This is a genomic window from Micromonospora sp. NPDC007230 (genome assembly GCF_042869115.1).
GTDB lineage: Bacteria > Actinomycetota > Actinomycetes > Mycobacteriales > Micromonosporaceae > Micromonospora.
This window is the reverse complement of record NZ_JBIAFE010000028.1, coordinates 25,347-43,038: the sequence shown is the minus strand read 5'-3', so window position 1 is coordinate 43,038 and position 17,692 is coordinate 25,347. Positions and strand designations below refer to the sequence as shown.

Sequence of the window (17,692 nt, the reverse complement as noted above, 5' to 3'; positions counted from 1 at the left end):
ACTGAAGGTCGAATGGCAGCCGTTGCCAACTGGCATCGGATGCCAGTACGGTCGTTTCCATGCGGTCAGTACTCATCTCCGGCGCCGGCATCGCGGGCAACACGCTCGCCTGGTGGCTCGCCCGGCACGGATTCCGGCCGACAGTCGTGGAGCGCGCCGCCGGCCACCGGTCCAGCGGTGCCCCGGTCGACGTGCGTGGTCCCGCCCTCCCGGTGGTCCAGGCGATGGGCCTGGTCGACCGCCTGCGCGCGGCCGCCACTTCGGTGACCGGCGTGCGGCTGGTCGACGGCGCCGGGGCCACGATCGCCCGGGTGTCGATGGCTGCCACCCGCGCCCCCGGCAGCGCCGAGCTGGAGATCCCCCGCGCCGATCTCGCCGCGATCCTGCATCGGGCCGCCGCAGACGACGTCGAGTTCCGGTACGACGACCACATCACCGCGCTGGCCGAGGACTCCGACGGGGTGGACGTCACCTTCGCCCGTGGTGCGCCCGGCCGCTTCGACCTGGTCGTCGGGGCGGACGGCCTGCACTCGGCGGTGCGTCGCCTCGCCTTCGGGCCGGAGCCGGCGCACGTGCGGCATCTCGGCGTGTGGGTGGCCGGCCTGCCGCTCGGCGGCCCTGCCGACGACCCGTACGACGTGCTGCTGTACAACACCCCGGGCCGGCTGGCCTCCGTGCACCCGGCCCGCGGCAGCGCCCTCGCCGCCTTCATCTTCCGCGGCCCGATGGTCGACGACTTCGACCACCGGGACCTCGCACAGCACAAGCGGCTCGTGCTCGGGGCGTACCAGGGTGACCGGGGCTGGCGGCTGCCGGAGCTGCTCGACCGGGTCCGGTCCGCCGACGACCTGTACTTCGACAGCGTGAGCCGGGTCCACCTGCCCCGCTGGTCGCGGGGGCGGATCGTGCTCGTCGGCGACGCCGCCTCCTGCGTGTCGCTGTTCGGCGACGGTTCCAGCCTCGCCGTCGCCGGCGCGCACAGCCTCGCCGAGGCGCTCGCCGCCGCCGACCACCCGGTCGCGTTCGGCCGGTACGAGGCGGACCACCAGCGGCGTACCGAGCCGAAACGCCGAGCGGCCCGCTACGCCGCCGCACTGCTGGTGCCACGCACCCGGCTCGGCCTGGCGACCCGCAACGGCCTCGCCCGATTCGTGGCCGCCGTACGGCGGTGACGAGGGCCTGCCGAAGTGCCGCCCACGGATGGATGGCGGTGGGCGGCGGCCCGGACCTGCGGGTCCGCCCGCCGGTCGGCGCTGTCGACCAGTACCTCGACAACGTCGCCGTGCTCACCCACCCGGAGCGGGTCCGCCGGGTCGCCGCGGCCGTCCTGCCGGACTGACCGTCCGCCACGCCACGCGGGCGGGACGAGCCGGCCCGGGCGTCGGTCAGCGCGGGGAGTTCGTCCGCCACAGCGCCGTGGCGAGCCAGAGCAGCCCGACGCCGAGCAGCGCGCCGTGCCCGATCCGGATGGCCGCCGGGGCGAAGAACTGTGGCAGGAAGAGCAGGAAGCCGAGGGCGAACGGCACCCCGCTGAGTTTGGACATCAGGCCGCTGCGCCAGACCGCTGCCGCGGCGAGGGCGGCGCTGATGCCGAGCGCGAGCAGGCCCGCCAGGAAGCTGGTGCCCGCCACCGGGTCGAACCGTACCTGGTCGGCCATGGCGAGTATGTCGATCTGCGGGTTGGCCGCGGCCTGGGTCGCGATCGCGTGCAGGCCGAACGCCTCGGCGCCGTAGTAGGGCAGCACCAGGCCGGCGCCGACCGCACCGGTGACGAAGGCGGTGACGGCGGTGCGGCCGGCCCAGGTGCCGGCGACGGCCTGGGCGAGGGCCAGCAGGCCGAGCGGCACCAGGATGAAACCGATCATGCCGAAGGCGTGCGCGGGCACCCAGGTGCCGGCGGACATCGCGGCGAGCGCGCCGGCTGCGGTGGACTCGTCGTGCCAGGGGCGGAGGGCGGGATAGAGGACGAACATGACGGCTGCGGCGGCGAAGGCGGCGGCGCCGACTCGGATCCGGCTGATCGGGGGCTCCTTGACTCGTTGAGGGGTGTGGGGCAGGGATGGCGAGGAACGCCAGGAGTCCCAGCGGAACTAGCTATTCCCTGTAGCCAGAAAGCTAATGTCATTAGCTTTCGGTGTCAAGGGAGCACCCCGGTCTTGGCCGCCGCAGGGCAGCGGGCGTGGAAGCAGCGCCCACGGCGACGCCGCGCCGGGTCAGCCGACCGCCGCGACGGTCCGCTCAGCCGGGTCGTCGACCCGCAGGTCGGTGAGGTCGCGCAGCCCGCGGACGGGGGAGAGGAGCAGGGCCAGCGGGGCCAGCGCCGTGGCCGCGGCGAACACGAGGAGCGTGGCGCGCGCCCCGGCGAGACCGGCCAGCGCGCCGGCGGCAAGCCCGCCGACGGGGATCGCGCCCCAGGAGACGAAGCGGACCGTGGCCATCACCCGGGAGAGCAGGTCCGGCGGGCTGGCGGTCTGCCGGTAGGTGCGGGTGGTCACGCTGAGCACCACCACGCCGCCGGCGAAGACCACGTTGCCGGCGGCGAACGCCAGGTACGCCGGCCAGCCGGCGCCGACCGGCACCAGGAACGCGCCGCCGACCGCGAGCAGGCAGGCGACCACCAGGGACCGGGCGGTGCCCCACCGTCTCGTGATCCACGGGGTCAACGTCGCGCCGACCAGCGACCCGACCCCTTCGACCGCGAGCAGCACGCCGACCAGGGCGGCCGGGGCGTGCAGCTCCCGGACCAGGTAGAGCGGGTAGACCGCCAGCTGCGCCCCGCACACGAAGTTCACCGCGGTGGCCGTCCACATGGTCGGCCCCATGACCGGGTGGCGGGTGACGTACCGCCAGCCCTCGCCGATCATGGCGCGCACCGGTGGCCGGCGGTCCGGGGCGTCGCCGCGGCGGGCGGGCAGGGACCACAACAGCGCGGCGGACACCAGGTAGCTGGCGGCGTCGACCAGCACGGCCGGCACCGCGCCGAGCGCCTGCACCGCCAGGCCGCCGAGGGACGGCCCGCTGAGCTGGGTGCTGGCGTGGGTGGCCGAGGTGAGGCTGTTGCGGGCGTGCAACTGCTCCCGGGAGACGATGGCCGGCAGGAAGGTGGCGTTGGCGACGTCGAAGAGCACGTTGGCGAAGCTGACCACCAGGGCCACGACGACCAGTTGGGCGACGGTCAGCAGGTCCCACCACCAGGCGAGCGGGATGGAGGCGACCGCGAGCGCCCGGGCCAGATCGGCGCCGACCTGCGCACCGCGCAGCGGCAGTCGCTGCACGATCACGCCGGCGGGCAGCCCGATCACCAGCCAGGCGACGTAGTTCGCGGCGGCGATCAACCCCATCTCGAACGCGGACGCGTCCAGCACGGTGAGCGCGGTCAGCGGCAGCGCGACCGCGCCGACCGCCGACCCCACCGAACTGGACGTGCCGGCCGCCCACCAGCGCCAGAACACCCCGGCCCCCTGCCCGACGGACATGCCGCCAACCCCCGATCCGAGCCAGTGAGTTCCAATCTGGAACGGACTATAGTCGAGGCCGCCGGTCGAGCGGGAGGTGGAGTGTGAGGCGCGCGGATCTCGGCGACGCCGACTGCGGCATCGCGCAGGCGCTCGGCGTGCTCGGCGACTGGTGGACCTTCCTGATCGTCCGCGAGATAGCCGGCGGCACCACGCGGTTCGACGCGTTGCAGCGGGACCTGGGGGTCAGCCGGCGGGCGCTCACCGAACGGCTCGGCGGCCTGGTCGAGCAGGGGGTGCTCCGCCGCCGGCCGTACTCGACCCACCCGCCGCGCCACGACTACCTGCTGACCGGCAAGGGCGAGGCGCTGCTGCCTGTGCTGGTCGCTCTGCAGGACTGGGGGACGCGGCACGTGATGGGTGACGGCGAGCTCACCGCCACGGCGGACGCGGACTCCGCCGAGGCGCGCCGGGTGCAACGACTGGTGGGTCGCCGCATACCGGACATGATGTTGCGCCGGCACGACGGCGGGGCGGAATCACCCGCCGTGCCCGCCCGATGGACCGTGCTCTACCTGTTCCCGGGCGCGTTCGCGCCGGGGACCCAGGGCCCTCCGCCGGCCTGGGGGGAGATCCCCGGGGCCGTCGGGTGCACTCTCGAGTCGCGGACCTACGCCGACCGGCACGAGCGCTTCCGGGCCGCCGGCGCCGAGGTACGCGGGGCGAGCACCCAGCGGCCGGACCAGCTGCGGGCCTTCGCCGAGCACGCCCGCCTGCCGTACCCGCTGCTGTCCGACGAGGACGGTCGGCTCGGCGCCGGCCTGCTGCTGCCCACGTTCCGGGCGGGTGGTGTGCCACGGTTCAAGCGGCTGACGCTGCTGATCGACCCGGAGTCGGTGGTGCGGGCGGTGCAGTTCCCGGTGACCGACCCGGCCGGCTCGGTCGACGAGATGCTCGACGAGGTCCGCCGACGGGCCGTCGGCCAGGCATGGCAGCGACCACACCGGTAACACCGGCAAGCCCGGCTCCTTCACCCTCAACGGCATCCCCTGCACGGTCGCCTGACAGCGGGACGGTCGCCGGGTGCCCACCCGGCGTCCGGCGGCCGGCTCCCGACCATCCCTGCCCGCATGGCCATGCCGGCGGCGGGTACGCGATCAGGACGGCCGAGAACCAGCAGGAACGGGGTGAACCGGAATGAAGGTCCGTAGCTCTCTCCGTGGGCTGAAGCGGAAGGTCAACTCGATCGTGGTGCGCCGGCGCGGCAAGGTCTTCGTGCTCAACAAGGCGGACCCGCGGCAGAAGGCCCGCCAGGGCTGACCGAACGACCTGGACCGCGTGAACCCGCACCGATGGGCGACCCTGCGCCGGGCCGCGCAGCGCGTCGCCGACCAGCCGGCGGAGCTGGGCCTGGTGCCGGGGCCGGGCCGGCTGCTGCCGGCCTATCGACGGTTGACGGCCCAGCCGGCGGCGGCCCGCTCGGGGCCGCCGCCGGTCGCGCCGGTCAGGACGTCGGGAAGTTGTCCGGGGTACGGATGCGGTTGCGCATGAAGTTCCCCGAGTCGGTGAGCACCGCGGTGCCGGCGTACGTGCCGCCGTTGCAGGTGCCCGGCTTGAACGCCGCGCTGCCCTCGCTCGCGTCGGAGTACGTCCAGTTCGCGTAGCTGATCTTCAGCCGGTCCAGCAGGTCGAGCCAGGCGGTGCTGCTGGCCGTGTCGACGGCCCCGTCACCGGTGTAGGTGACCGTGCCGAACTCGGTCACGAACAGCGGGATGCGGGCGGCGGCCCGCTGCACCTCGGCCCGGTAGTTGTCCCGGTGGGACGCGGCGTAGAAGTGGAAGGCGTACATGATGTTGCTGGCCCGGACCGGGTTGTTGGCGACCTCGTCGGAGTTGCCGCCCTCGGAGACGCCCAGCGAGGACCAGCCCCGGGTGCCGACGATGACGACAGCGTCCGGATCGTTGGCGCGGATGATCGGGATCACCTGTTCGGCGTAGGCCCGGATGGTGGACCAGCTGACCCCGTTCGGTTCGTTGGTGATCTCGTAGATCACGTTGTTCTTGCTGGCGTTTCGCGCCGAGACCGCGGCGAAGAAGGTCTTGGCGCGCTCCAGGTTGTACATCGGATCGCCGGGCGTGAGGGTGTGGAAGTCGATCAGCGCGTACATACCGCGCGCGGTCGCCTTGTCCACCAGCGTGTTCACCTGGTTGGTGAAGCCGGTCGGATTCGTCTCGTAGCCCTGCTCCTGCACGTACATCGAGATGCGCAGCAGGTCGGCCTGCCAGTCGTCGGCGAGGGCGTCGAGGGAGGCGCCCTGGTAGCACCTGGCGAACCACTGCAAGCCGTGGGTGCTCATGCCGCGCAGTTGGATCGGCCTGCCGTACTGGTTGCAGAGGTTGACGCCGCAGACCCGCAGTTGCCCGTTGATCGCCACGGGGGTGGTGCCGGTGGGCGGCGGAGGCGTGGTCGGCGGCGGTGTGGTGGGCGGGGGAGTCGTGGTCGGTGGCGCGCTGGTCGGGCTGGTCCCGCCGGTGCAGGTCGTGCCGTTGAGGGTGAACGCCGTCGGCGCTGGGTTCACGGTGGTCCAGCTGCCGTTGAACCCGATGGTGGTGCTCGCCCCGGTGGCCAGCGCGCCGTTGTAGCTGAGGCTCTGCGCGGTGACCGCGCTCCCGCTCTGCTGGAAGGTCGCCGACCAGCCCTGGGTGACGCGCTGCCCGGAGTTGGGGAACGTGAAGCCGAGTGTCCACCCGTTCACCGGGTCGCCCAGGTTCTGGATGGTGACGGTGGCGGTGAACCCGCCCTGCCAGGAGTTGGTGGTGTACGTGACGGCGCAGCCGGTCGCTGCCATGGCGTCGGTCGACGGCAGGACGGCCGTCGCGGCCAGGGCGAGTGCGCCGACGGCACCGCCCACGAGGAGGTGGCGCCGGGACGGGCGCGGGATGGAGGTCATGCGGGATCGTCCGATCTGGTGGGTGGGACAGTTGACGGTGCCCATCGCGAACTCGCCCGGAAAGTTCGACGGAGTGACCTTCGGGAGCGCTCCCACGGAAAGGGTAGAGCGGCGGTGCGATTCCGTGCAACATGTCCCGGGGTTCTCGTCGACGGCGGGTTTTCGTGGCGCGCACCACCCCCGTCGTCCGGTGATTTAGTGCCGAATTGGCGACTTATGGGTGCTATATCCATCGTCCGTTCGGTTGATTGGATGACGACCGTTGGTCTAGGGTGACTGACACGACCGGTGCTGGGAGCCCCGTCTCCCCAGGACAGGAAGGGCAGTATGACTACGACGACCATCGCGTCGACGACGACCACGGACGTGCACCGCACGGCGACCAGCGGCGAGGAGACCCGGGCCAGCGAGCTGATTGCCGCCCTTGCCGCGCTGCCCGCGGAGCACCCGGACCGGCCGGCCCTGCGCAACCAGGTCGTCGAGGCGTGGCTGCCGCTGGCCAACCACCTCGCCGCTCGCTACAGCGGCCGGGGTGAGCCCACCGGCGATCTGGCCCAGACGGCGGCCCTCGGCCTCATCAAGGCGGTGGACCGGTTCGACGCCTCCCGCGGGGTCGACTTCGCCGGGTTCGCCATCCCGACCATCCTCGGCGAGATCAAGCGGCACTTCCGCGACCGCACCTGGAACATCCGCGTGCCGCGTCGCCTCCAGGAGCTGCGGCTGCGCATCTCCGAGGCGAACAGCACGCTGACCCATACCCTCAACCGGGCCCCCACGGTGGCTGACATCGCCGCCCACCTCGACCTCACCGAGGAAGAGGTCCTCGAGGGCCTGGAAGGGGCCCGCGCCTACAACGCCGTCTCGCTGTCGACCCCGATCGGCGACGGCGACAGCGCCACCGAGCTGGGCGACACCCTCGGTACCGAGGACGGCGAGTATGAGCTGGCCGAGCTGCGCGCCTCCCTCGGGCCGGCGCTGGCCACGCTGGACGAGCGGGAGCAGCGGATCCTCACCCTCCGCTTCTACGGCAACCTGACCCAGAGCGAGATCGCCGCCCGCGTCGGGGTGTCGCAGATGCACGTGTCCCGGCTGCTCGCCCGCGCGTTGGCCAAGCTGCGCGGCCAGCTCGCCGAGGCCTGATCCGCCGGGGCGGACTCCGCGCCGCCCCGTGGTTCCACGAGCGTGCCGCCTCCCTGCCCCGTCACCGGCTCCCCCCGGTGGCGGGGCGCTTCAGCTCACCCCCCTCCGTCGTCGGTCCAGAGTCGGGGCATCGGCTGAACGGCGAGGTGAGTGGGCCGGGTGGCACTTGATTTCTGTGAAATAATGTGATATTATGTCCGCTTGTGACTGGTGGCGTGGCGGTCCCCTCGGGGGTGTGTCCCGTCGCACCGCCCGGGGTTCCACCGACGGCCCGCCATCCCGGCGCGGTCGCCCTCCGGAAAGGACCAGTCACGTTGCCTGACGCTTCCACGGTCCCGCTCGACAGCCGCGTCCGTAGCTTCCTGGCCGCACTCGGGCCGGCCGCTGGCCCCGCGGACAGCCCCGCTGTCGACGGCTGCTTCGCCGACCCGTTCCTCCCGGCCGACGACACCGGCGCCCGGCCCGTCCCCCGGGCCGCGTTCCTCGCCGCGCTGCCCCGTCGGGCGCAACTCTTCGCCGACCTCGGGCTCGGCCCCGCGGCGCTGACCGGCGTCACCTGTCAGCGCCTCGACGACCGGTACGTCCTCGCCCGTACCGACTGGGAGGCATCCCGGGTGGACGGCGGCCGACCGGTGCCGCTCGCCTCCTCGTTTCTGCTGCACGACGACGGTGAGCAGTTCCGCGTCGTGCTCTACCTCAACCACCAGGGCCTGCCGCAGGCCTGACCCACCGGGCCGGCCAGGGACTGGCACCGGCCCGGCGCGGGCCGCCGTGGGTGGTTGCCCGCGGGCCGGCGGCCCCGGGTCGGGCAGGCCCTAGAGGCCGGCGCACGCCGCGCCGTCGATGGTGCAGCCCTCGGGCGCCGTGGCTGACGCGTCCGGGTCGCGGACGTCGAACCGGAACGTCCGCGAACCCCCGGCCGGCACGGCCGGTCCGGTGAAGGTGACCACCTGCCCGTTCTGCTTGCCGTCGGCCCCGTTGACGTTGCCGATCTCGGCTCGCGCCCCGAGCGTCACGAGTACCGTCCAGCCCTCCTTCGCCGCGCTGCCGGGATTGGTGATCGTCACCGCGCCCCGGTAGCCGAACAGCCGGTCGGAGACGGTCTCGTAGTTGGCGGTCAGGGCGGGGGCGCCCGGCGTCGTCGCGCGGGGGGTGCGGCTGGGCGTGGCCGTCGGGGTCGGGGTCGGAGTCGGGGTGGCGCTGTGCCGGCTCGCGGCGGCCGCCGTGCGGGTCGGGGTGGGCTGGGGAGCGCGGCTGGTGGCGCTGGGCAGGACCAGCGGAGCCGACTGCGGCGTGGCGTCCGGTGGCTGAGCGGTTGGCCGCCGGGCCGCCCACACCCCCGCCCCGACCAGCAGCGCGAGGCAGGTCAGCGCGCCGATGACCACCGCCCACAGGCGCCTGGTCCGGGCCCGGCCGTCGCCGAGCAACCGGACCACCGGCAGTTCGGCGGTCAGTCCGCCCTCGGCGCGGCGCAGGTCGACCTGCTGGAACGCCAGCCAGTCGAGGATCGCCGGCAGCCGTACGGCCAGCGCCTGCTCGTGTTGCTCGGCACGGCGGTCGCCCTGTGCGTCGTTCCACTCGCCCTGCTCCAGCATCTCGTACAGGGACAGCCGGCAGCCGTGGCTGGTGGGGGCGATCGTGCAGGTCAGCACGGTCTGCCGGTCGCCCTCCTGGCAGTGCAGCACGAGCCGCTCCGGCGCCTGCCGCTCGACCACGGTCGCCTCGACGTCGGCGTCGAAGCCGGGCAGCCCTGCCGTCCGCAGCAGCAGCCGGTCCGGGGCGTCCGCCGCCGGCGCGGTCTCGACGAACCACTTGCTGAGGTACGCCGTGTCGGTCAACGCTCGCCAGACCCGGGCAGGCGGGTGGAACAGGTCGACCTCGGTGCCGATCTCGATCACGCGCAGATGCTACGGCCCGGGTGTCCCACCATTTCGGACGGGCGGCCGTCAATGACGGGTCACTTCGGCGGCTGCTTCGGGCCGTCCTCGCGCCAACGGGCCCGCCAGGCGGCCTCGCTGGCCTCGTGGACGGTTTTTCCTCGTAGACGGCGTGGCGCAGGGCGCGCCGAGAGTCCGCGAACACCACCAGTTCGACGACGACGAGGGCGAGGCAGATGGCCGTCAGCAGGGCGAGTGCCCCGAGCGCCGGCAGTTGCTCGGCGACGGGAAGCCCGGCGGCGAGCGCGACGAGGACGCCGATCCGGGTCCATGTCACGGTCCGCAACGTGCGGAGCTGGAACGCCAGGTCGGCGGCCAGGTAGAGCATCACCCCGGAGAACAGCAGAGGCACCGCCGGCCCGTGTGCGTGCTCGGTCGCCCCACCCGCCGGCTCGGTGATGGTGCGTACCAGGGCCTCCGCGCCGATCGCGAACAGGATCACGCCGGCGATCATCGGCAGGTAGAGGTAGGCGTAGGCGTCGCGGGCCATCGTCACCCGGGGGTAGCCCTGGGCGGCGTGCAGCGCCATCCGGGCGGCCGGGCCGATCATGTCGAAGTGCGCCCACCAGAGCGCCGCCGTGAACAGGATCCCCAGGATGGCCGCCGGGACGTCCGGCCAGGTCACTGGCTTGCCGATCAGATTGCCACCGACGCCGACCGAGATCACGGACTCACCCAGCGCGATGATGAGGATCAGGTCGTAGCGCTCCGTCCAGTGCTCGGCGGAGGTGATCTGCCAGTTCTTGGTGGCGGCCAGCAGCCCGCTGGTGTACTGGAGAACGACGACCACGATCCACAGCCCGTCGCGGAGCCACAGCCCGAGGTTCGGATCTTCGATCTTCGGTGGGAGCAGCGCCGCGACGAGCAGCAGGACGGTCGTGATCACCGCCTCGGGGGCGAACTGGTACAGCCCGCGGCGGGTCATCGGCCGGCCCCGGGTGGCGTGCTCGTACAGCGCCACGTGGACGGCGCGGATCACCACATAGCTGATCGTGACCAGGATCGGCCCGGCCGCGCTCCGGTGCAGGGTGCCGAAGGTCTGGGGCAGGGCCAACGCGAAGATGAACAACGCGACCATGCCGACCACGGTCAGCACCGGGACGAAGCCCTCGCCGAGTCGGAGCTGGCTGGCGACCACGCTGTGCACCACCCAGCACCACCACAGCACGGCGAGCACCAGCATGGCGTGCAGCAGTTCCCGCCAGGTCACGTTCGCCGCGGTGGCCCGGGTGATGATGAAGAACGACACGACGAAGACGAGGTCGAAGAAGACCTCGAACTTGTCCACGCGCGCGGCCGGGGCGATCGGGACGGCAGGCCCCAGGCGTCCCCGCCACCCCTTCCCGCCCACCGGACGAGTCTGTCAGCGCCGCCCGGCTCGCGCGGCCGAATCCGCCGGCATGGGCCGGGCCGTCGGTCGTCCCGCTGGTCGCCCGGCGCGCGACCGGCCCGGCCCCACGTCGCCGACGGCTGATCGACGGGCTGCGGCGGCCGGGCTCAGTCGCCCAGCCGCTGCCGCGCGAGGAACTTCGGCACCACCATCCGCCACGACTCGGTGACCAGCTCGGTCATCTGGTCGTGGTCGAGTCGCTCGAGGTGGCAGCACACCCAGTTGAACCGCAGGTCGGACGGGCGGGGGAGGAAGAACAGGTCCGGCTCGGCGGCGATGAGGCCGTCCCGCTGCTCCTTCGGGTAGCCGAAGCCCATCGTCCGCTCGTCGCGGGAGAACGCGAGGTAGACGATGGCGCCGACGCGGAACTTGATCCGGTCGCGGATCAGGTGCTCGCTGGTGCGGGGCAACGTCCGGGCCAGCGCCCGGACGTCATCGACGGTGACCACGGGACGACGGTAACCCCGCCGTACGACATCGTCCGCGTCCGGCGTCAGCGGCGCGTGCTGGTGCGGCCCTCGGTCGCGGCGGCGGGGGCGGCCAGGGCGAGCGTGGCCCGGAGCGTGTCGACCAGTGGGCCGTCCGGCTGTTCGAACCAGTACTGGACGGCGACCCGCAGGGTGGCCAGGAAGGCGGCGGCCAGGATCCGGGAGCGCAGGGCCGGGTCGGGACCGTCGAGCCGGTGGGCCAGCTCACTCGCCAGTTCCCGCTCGATCGCCCCGTACGCGGCGACCTGGTGCGCGAGGAGGCCGGGGTGTCCGTGCAGTTTGCGGCGTCGGGTGAGCCAGGACACGGTGGGGTCCTCGAACATCTCGCCGGCCTGGTGCAGGGCGGCCCGGCTCAGCGCGGTCCACGGCGGCTCGTCGGTGGGCCGCTCGCGCAGCAGCTCCAGCATCCGGCGCAGCCGCACGGTGTCGCCGTGGAAGAGCGCCTCCTCCTTGCTGGAGAAGTAGTTGGAGAAGGTCCGCCGGGAGACGTTGGCGGCGTCCGCGATCGCCTCGACGGTGACCCGCTCCGGTCCCTGCTCCACCGCGAGGCGCAGCGCCGCCTCGTGCAGGGCGAGCCGGGTCGCCGCCTTCTTGCGTTCCCGCAGCCCGGTGCTCTCCGACATGACCACCAGCCTACGTGATCCATTTCTCAACGAGCAAACTTGCCTACTGTGCAAGATTCACCAATTATTGCTTGAGGCAACCAACTCCGTCTGGAGGACAACCGTGGACCCCGCCACCCGCGAACTCGGCACGCGCCTGCAGGAGCTGCTGACCGGCGTGCGGCTGCTCAAGCAACAGCGCGCCGACGACCGGCCGGTCGTGCCGCCCGGCCTGGTGGGTCTCCTCATGCACATCGACCGCTGCGCCACCGGGTGCCACGCCCGGGAACTGGCCGAGCGGACCCGGCTCGACCCGTCGACCGTCAGCCGGGCGGTCGCCGCCCTGGTCGCGCACGGCCTGGTGGACCGGCGTGCCGACCCCAGCGACCGGCGGGCCAGCCACCTGACCGTCACCGCGGCCGGCCGCGCGGCCCTGGCCGACACCTACGACTGGTACGGCGGGGTGCTCGCCCGAGCGCTCGCCGACTGGACCCCCGGCGAGGTGGCGGCGCTGTCCGCCGCGCTCGGCCGGTTCACCCGCGACATCGAGGTCGCCCTCGCACACCACGACAACCTGGAGGACGCGCAATGAGCGAGCCCAGCGAGCGAATCATCAGACGCAGTGCGGCGGAGCCTCGTGCGGCCGCCGAGCGCGGCGAGGTGGCCGCATGAGCGCACCCACCGCAGCCGAGCCCATGGGCAAGCGACAGACGCTGGAAGCACTCAGCGGTCTGCTGCTGGTGCTCTTCGTCGCCATGCTCAGCGGCACGGTCGTCTCGACCGCCCTACCGAAGATCATCGGAGCGCTCAACGGCTCGCAGACCCAGTACACCTGGGTGGTCACCGCCACCCTGCTCACCGCGACGGCGACCACCCCCATCTGGGGCAAGCTGGCCGACCTGTTCAACAAGAAGATCCTCATCCAGGCCGCCATCGTGGTCTTCCTGGCCGGCTCGGTGGCCGCCGGCTTCGCGCAGAACGCCGGCCAGCTCATCGGCGCCCGCGCGTTCCAGGGCATCGGCGTCGGCGGCCTGCAGGCCCTCGTCCAGGTCGCCATCGCGGCGATGATCCCGCCGCGCGAGCGCGGCCGGTACAACGGCTACCTCGGTGGCGTGATGGCCCTCGCGACCGTCGGTGGCCCGCTGCTCGGCGGTCTCATCGTGGACACCTCCTGGCTCGGCTGGCGCTGGTGCTTCTTCGTCGGCGTACCCGTCGCGGTCGTCGCGCTGGTCCTGCTCCAGGCCACGCTGCGTCTGCCCACCGTGCGCCGGGACAACGTCAAGATCGACTACCTCGGCGCGTCGCTCATCGCCGCCGGGGTCAGCCTGCTGCTGATCTGGATCTCGTTCGTCGACAGCTCGTTCGCCTGGATCTCCTGGCAGAGCGGCACCATGGTCGGCGGCTCGCTGCTCCTGCTCGCCCTGGCCGCCTGGGTCGAATCGCGGGCCGCCGAGCCGGTCGTCCCGCTCGACATCGTCCGGGAGCGCACCACCGCCCTGGCCATCCTCGGCAGCCTCGCGGTCGGCATGGCCATGTTCGGCGGCGCCGTCTTCCTCGGCCAGTACTTCCAGATCGGCCGCGGCTACAGCCCGACCGAGGCCGGCCTGCTCACCATCCCGATGATGGCCGGCGTCCTGCTCTCGTCGATCGTCGTCGGCCGGCTCATCACCAAGACCGGCCGGATCAAGCCGTACATCGTCGCCGGGTCGATCATCCTGGTCGCCGGCTTCGCCCTGCTCGGCACCATCGACCACGAGACCTCGCTCGTGCTGCTCGGCGTGGCCATGTTCGTCGTCGGCACCGGCGTCGGCATGACCATGCAGAACCTGGTGCTCGCCGTGCAGAACACGGTGTCGCTCAAGGACATCGGCGCGGCCAGCTCCAGCGTGGCGTTCTTCCGCTCCCTCGGTGGCACCATCGGCGTCTCCGTCCTCGGCGCCGTCCTGGCCCGCCGGGTCACCGACCGGATCACCCACGACCTGGCCGCCGCGGGCATCCCGACCAACGGCGGTGGGGGAAGCAGCAGCTTGAACCTCAGCGCCCTGCCCGCGCCGGTGGAGCACATCGTCCGCGCCGCCTACGGCGACGCCACCGGGCACATCTTCCTCATCTCGGCCGCGATCGCCGTCGTCGGCATCCTCGCCGCGCTGCTGCTCAAGCCGGTCACCTTGCGGTCCAGCCTCGACCTGCCCGACAGCGCACGGTCGGCGGCCGTCGCGGCCGACGCGGTCGACGGCGCGCCCGCCTTCGACCAGGTGCCCGTCGACGCCGGGGCGAACCGCGATCCGTCCCGCCGCTGACCTGACCCAAGGGTTCAGGGCCGTCGCCGTCCCCGGCGGCGGCCCTGAACCGTCCCAGGCCGGCATCCGCCGGTCGTGACCGAATCGAGAACGTGTGGACACCACGGAGGCGGCCCCGACGGCGGGACCCGACGGGCGGCGCAACGGCGCCCTGCGCCGAGCGGCACGCGAACTGGCGCTCGTCGCCGCGCTGTTCCTCGCGTACAAGATCGGTCGGGTCGCCGCCGCGGGCCGGGCGCCGACCGCGGTGCTCAACGGGGAACGGGTCTGGCGGTGGGAACGCCTGCTCCACCTGCCCGGCGAGGCCACCCTCCAGCAGCCGCTGCTCGCCCACGAGCTGCTGGCGCGGCTGGCCAACGAGTACTACGCCTACGTGCACTTCCCGGCCACGGTCCTCTGCCTGGTGTGGTTGTACGTGCGCCACCCCGCGCACTACCGGTGGGCCCGTCGGCTGCTCGCCACGCTCACCGCGGCCGCGCTGGTGCTGCACTTCCTCGTCCCGCTGGCTCCGCCGCGGCTGAGCGGCCGGACCGGCATGGTCGACACCGCGAGCCGGTTCGGGCCCACGGTCTACGGCGCGCCCGAGGCCGACACGGTGAGCAACCAGTACGCCGCCATGCCGTCCCTGCACGTCGGCTGGGCGCTGGTCGTCGCCCTCGTGCTGGTCAGGGTCACGGCCAGCCGGCTGCGCTGGCTCTGGCTGGCGCACCCGCTCGCCACGCTGCTGGTGGTCGTCGCCACCGGCAACCACTACTGGCTGGACTGCCTGGTCGCCGCGGCACTGCTCGGCGTCCTCCTGGCGGTGCTGCCCAGGCCGGGCAGCGGCCGCCGACCGGTCGCCGCGGCGGTGCCGGACGGCATGACACGGGCCGGCCGCCACGTGCCGCCACTGCGGGGGCGCCGCGGCCGTCCCGGCGCGTCCCTCCCAGACCGCACCCGGCCCGCCGGCCGGTGGCAGCGCGCCGCCCGCAGATAGCCACCGCCCGCCCGGGGTTCCCCCGGCCCCGGCGTCGCGGTGCGAGGTCGACCTGCTCGCCCGCGTCCGGTGGCCGCGGCCCGGGCCGGTCGGCTAGGGCTTCAGGATCACCTTGACGCAGTCCTCCTGCTTGTTCTTGAAGATGTCGTAGCCCTGGGGCGTGTCCTGCAGGCGCAACGTGTGGGTGATGATGAAGCTGGGGTCGATCTCGCCCCGGCGGATCCGCTCCAGCAGCGGCCGCATGTAGCGCTGCACATGGGCCTGACCGGAGCGCATGGTCAGCGAGCGGTTCATGAACGAGCCCATCGGGAACTTGTCGATGAACCCGCCGTACGCGCCGACAGCCATGATCGTGCCGCCGTTGCGGCAGCTCAGGATCGCCTCGCGCAGCGCGTGCGGCCGGTCCGTCTCCACCTTGGCCGCCTGCTTCGCCCGGTCATACGCGTGCAGCGCCGCCGACGCGTGGTGCCCCTCCATCCCGACCGCGTCGATGCACGCGTCCGGGCCCCGGCCGGCGGTCATCTCCCGCAGCGTGTCCAGGACGTCGGTCTCCTCGTAGTTGATCGTCTCCGCGCCGGCCTTGTCCCGGGCCATTCGCAGCCGGTACGGGTACCGGTCGATGACGATCACGCGGCCGGCGCCCAGCAAATAGGCGCTGACGGTGGCCAACTGGCCGACCGGACCGGCACCCCAGATGGCGACGGTGTCGCCGGGCTTGATGTCGCACTGCTCGGCGGCCATGTAACCGCTGGGCAGCACGTCGGACAGGAACAGCACCTTCTCGTCCGGCAGGTCATCCTCGATCTTGAGGGCGCCGACGTCGGCGTAGGGCACCCGCACGTACTGCGCCTGGCCGCCCGCGTACCCGCCCATCAGGTGGGAGTAGCCGAAGATGCCGGCGGGGGAGTGGCCCATCGCCAGCTCCGCGATCGCGGCGTTCGGGTTGGAGTTCTCGCAGACCGAGTAGAGCCCGTTCTGGCAGGAGATGCAGTCACCGCAGGCGATGGGGAAGCCGACGACCACCCGGTCACCGACGCGCAGCCCGTCCCGCGCGCTCTGGCCGAGCTCCACGATCTCGCCCATGAACTCGTGCCCGAGGATGTCACCGCGCTTCATCGCGGGGATGAACCCGTCGAGCAGGTGCAGGTCCGAGCCGCAGATGGCGGACGAGGTCACCCGGACCACGGCGTCGCGCGGGTTGAGGATCTGCGGGTCCGGTACGTCTTCGACCGCCACCCGGTTCGGAGCGATCCAGCAGTTGGCCTTCATCGTGCCCCCCTCACGCGATCCGGGCCAGCGGCCGGGCCGGGCGCTGCCGGGCCTGTGCCTTGTGGCTCGTCCCGTCCGGCATGCCGTCGGACCGGGCGATCTCACCGGTTTCGATGACCTGCTTGAACCGCCGTAGGTCGTCGCAGATCTGTTGTTGCGGGTTCTCGCCGAACGCGCGCGCCGCCAGCCGGCCCATGGCGCGGCCGGGCACCGAGTACTCCAGCTCGACCCGCACCTCCGTGCCCCGGTTGCCCGCGGCCGGCATGAACCGCACGCTGCCGCCGTTCGGCACCCGCGCGCCGTCGAGGGAACGCCACCGGATCAGCTGGTTGGGCCGGTCCTCGATGATCTCGGCCTCCCACTGCACGCTCCGGCCGGCGGGGGCCTTCGCGGTCCACCGGGACCGGCGCGGGTCCGTCCGGCGTACCGACTCGAGGTGGTACATGAAGCGGGGCAGGTTCTCGAAGTCGTGCCAGAAGTTGTAGGTCTCCTCGGGGGTGCGGTTGACCGTCACCGAGCCGTACGCCCGGCCGCCGTCGTAGACCCGGCGGCGCTGGGTCGCACGGATCGAGGCGTACAGGTCGACCGCAGTGATCCCGGCGAGGGCGGCCATGGTGTACGTCAGCCGGCGCCGCCGCTCCCCGCGGCGGTTACGCATCGCCTGGCCGGTCGCGGCCAGGTCCAACACGTCACCGGCGACCCGGGTCCACCCGGCCAGGCCGGCCCGGCGCGGAATCAGCAGCGCGGCGGCGTGGCCCAGCTCCCGGGCGCCGGCGGCACGCAGGACCAGCCGGGCGGTGCGTGAATCGTCGACGCCGCATGCCTGGGCGACCCTGGAGCCGCCGGCGAGGGCGGTCACGCCGAGACCGAGGCTGAACCAGCCGAGCAGACGCGCCAGCCCTTCCGATCCGCGGTCCTGCGCCGCTCGCTCGATCCCGAGGGTGTCCGTCACCGAGCGGACCCCCATGGTCGTCTTTCCTGTCATGCCTGCTCACCCGTCTTCGAGTAGTTGGTGCCGGCGAACGGCGTGGCGTCCGGTACTGGCCGGCGTGCCTTTCCCGCAGAATCCGTCCCCACACCCGCGACCCCGGGTCGAATCCACCGGCCGGCCCGTGCCCGTGGGGGCCGCCGCTCGCCACGACCGGCAGTCGCGGGGCCGGATTGTCCCGCGGGCCGCGCCGCTGC

At 72.8% G+C, this 17,692-nt stretch carries 17 protein-coding genes and 1 pseudogene; 9 read left to right on the top strand and 9 right to left on the bottom strand.

Annotated features, from left to right (window positions below; all coding sequences use genetic code 11):
* Nucleotides 1–59: 59 nt before the first annotated feature.
* Together ACFYML_RS30365 and ACFYML_RS30360 are read left to right on the top strand one after the other, a co-directional pair.
* Complete coding sequence (locus tag ACFYML_RS30365) at nucleotides 60–1,172, top strand: FAD-dependent monooxygenase (RefSeq protein WP_387423883.1); 1,113 nt, start codon at nucleotides 60–62, stop codon at nucleotides 1,170–1,172.
* A gap of 38 nt (nucleotides 1,173–1,210) precedes the next feature.
* Nucleotides 1,211–1,339 (top strand): hypothetical protein, encoded by a 129-nt coding sequence (locus ACFYML_RS30360; protein WP_387423882.1) that lies wholly within the window; start codon nucleotides 1,211–1,213, stop codon nucleotides 1,337–1,339.
* A gap of 46 nt (nucleotides 1,340–1,385) precedes the next feature.
* On the opposite strand, the gene ACFYML_RS30355 is transcribed toward ACFYML_RS30360, so the two are convergent.
* Nucleotides 1,386–1,973: a hypothetical protein gene (locus ACFYML_RS30355; protein ID WP_387423881.1), complete on the bottom strand. Its 588-nt coding sequence runs from the start codon at nucleotides 1,971–1,973 to the stop codon at nucleotides 1,386–1,388.
* A gap of 240 nt (nucleotides 1,974–2,213) precedes the next feature.
* On the bottom strand, nucleotides 2,214–3,476 hold the full coding sequence (locus ACFYML_RS30350; RefSeq protein ID WP_387423880.1) for an MFS transporter: 1,263 nt from the start codon (nucleotides 3,474–3,476) through the stop codon (nucleotides 2,214–2,216).
* A gap of 83 nt (nucleotides 3,477–3,559) precedes the next feature.
* Here ACFYML_RS30350 and ACFYML_RS30345 point away from each other — a divergent pair, with 83 nt between their 5' ends.
* Entirely contained in the window at nucleotides 3,560–4,465 is a 906-nt protein-coding gene (locus tag ACFYML_RS30345) for a winged helix-turn-helix transcriptional regulator (RefSeq protein ID WP_387423878.1), read from the top strand.
* Between the two features lie 187 nt (nucleotides 4,466–4,652).
* Nucleotides 4,653–4,775: a 50S ribosomal protein L36 gene (locus ACFYML_RS30340; RefSeq protein ID WP_073836781.1), complete on the top strand. Its 123-nt coding sequence runs from the start codon at nucleotides 4,653–4,655 to the stop codon at nucleotides 4,773–4,775.
* Nucleotides 4,776–4,959: 184 nt separating this feature from the next.
* Here the strand turns inward: ACFYML_RS30340 and ACFYML_RS30335 are convergent, their stop codons facing one another.
* Nucleotides 4,960–6,405, bottom strand: a complete 1,446-nt coding sequence (locus tag ACFYML_RS30335; protein WP_387423877.1) for a cellulase family glycosylhydrolase — start codon at nucleotides 6,403–6,405, stop codon at nucleotides 4,960–4,962.
* 327 nt (nucleotides 6,406–6,732) lie between these two features.
* On the opposite strand from ACFYML_RS30335, the gene ACFYML_RS30330 reads away from it, so the two are divergent.
* Both ACFYML_RS30330 and ACFYML_RS30325 read left to right on the top strand, forming a co-directional pair.
* Nucleotides 6,733–7,545: a SigB/SigF/SigG family RNA polymerase sigma factor gene (locus ACFYML_RS30330; RefSeq protein ID WP_387423876.1), complete on the top strand. Its 813-nt coding sequence runs from the start codon at nucleotides 6,733–6,735 to the stop codon at nucleotides 7,543–7,545.
* A gap of 314 nt (nucleotides 7,546–7,859) precedes the next feature.
* Nucleotides 7,860–8,270, top strand: a complete 411-nt coding sequence (locus ACFYML_RS30325; RefSeq protein WP_387423875.1) for a hypothetical protein — start codon at nucleotides 7,860–7,862, stop codon at nucleotides 8,268–8,270.
* 90 nt (nucleotides 8,271–8,360) lie between these two features.
* Here ACFYML_RS30325 and ACFYML_RS30320 read toward each other — a convergent pair whose 3' ends face one another.
* The 4 genes and pseudogenes from ACFYML_RS30320 to ACFYML_RS30305 form a co-directional block, all read right to left on the bottom strand.
* Nucleotides 8,361–9,443, bottom strand: a complete 1,083-nt coding sequence (locus tag ACFYML_RS30320) for a cellulose binding domain-containing protein (RefSeq protein WP_387423874.1) — start codon at nucleotides 9,441–9,443, stop codon at nucleotides 8,361–8,363.
* Nucleotides 9,444–9,699: 256 nt separating this feature from the next.
* A pseudogene (locus ACFYML_RS30315) lies at nucleotides 9,700–10,731 on the bottom strand (low temperature requirement protein A); the annotation flags it as partial.
* A gap of 248 nt (nucleotides 10,732–10,979) precedes the next feature.
* The gene (locus ACFYML_RS30310; protein WP_387423873.1) at nucleotides 10,980–11,321 is read right to left on the bottom strand and encodes an MmcQ/YjbR family DNA-binding protein; all 342 of its coding nucleotides are present in this window, start codon (nucleotides 11,319–11,321) and stop codon (nucleotides 10,980–10,982) included.
* 44 nt (nucleotides 11,322–11,365) lie between these two features.
* The gene (locus tag ACFYML_RS30305) at nucleotides 11,366–11,983 is read right to left on the bottom strand and encodes a TetR/AcrR family transcriptional regulator (RefSeq protein WP_387423871.1); all 618 of its coding nucleotides are present in this window, start codon (nucleotides 11,981–11,983) and stop codon (nucleotides 11,366–11,368) included.
* Nucleotides 11,984–12,086: 103 nt separating this feature from the next.
* Here ACFYML_RS30305 and ACFYML_RS30300 point away from each other — a divergent pair, with 103 nt between their 5' ends.
* From ACFYML_RS30300 to ACFYML_RS30290, 3 genes are all read left to right on the top strand, one after another.
* A complete protein-coding gene (locus ACFYML_RS30300) occupies nucleotides 12,087–12,554 on the top strand; it encodes a MarR family winged helix-turn-helix transcriptional regulator (protein WP_387423870.1) in 468 nt (155 codons plus the stop codon).
* Between the two features lie 76 nt (nucleotides 12,555–12,630).
* Nucleotides 12,631–14,262: an MDR family MFS transporter gene (locus ACFYML_RS30295; RefSeq protein ID WP_387423869.1), complete on the top strand. Its 1,632-nt coding sequence runs from the start codon at nucleotides 12,631–12,633 to the stop codon at nucleotides 14,260–14,262.
* A gap of 94 nt (nucleotides 14,263–14,356) precedes the next feature.
* Entirely contained in the window at nucleotides 14,357–15,238 is an 882-nt protein-coding gene (locus ACFYML_RS30290) for a phosphatase PAP2 family protein (RefSeq protein WP_387423868.1), read from the top strand.
* Nucleotides 15,239–15,331: 93 nt separating this feature from the next.
* Here ACFYML_RS30290 and ACFYML_RS30285 read toward each other — a convergent pair whose 3' ends face one another.
* Together ACFYML_RS30285 and ACFYML_RS30280 are read right to left on the bottom strand one after the other, a co-directional pair.
* Nucleotides 15,332–16,507, bottom strand: coding sequence for a zinc-dependent alcohol dehydrogenase (locus tag ACFYML_RS30285; protein ID WP_387423867.1), 1,176 nt, complete (start codon nucleotides 16,505–16,507; stop codon nucleotides 15,332–15,334).
* A 10-nt stretch (nucleotides 16,508–16,517) separates the two neighbouring features.
* Nucleotides 16,518–17,492 carry an SRPBCC family protein gene (locus tag ACFYML_RS30280; protein ID WP_387423865.1) on the bottom strand — a complete coding sequence of 325 codons (975 nt, stop codon included), beginning with the start codon at nucleotides 17,490–17,492 and terminating at the stop codon, nucleotides 16,518–16,520.
* Between the last annotated feature and the right edge of the window lie 200 nt (nucleotides 17,493–17,692).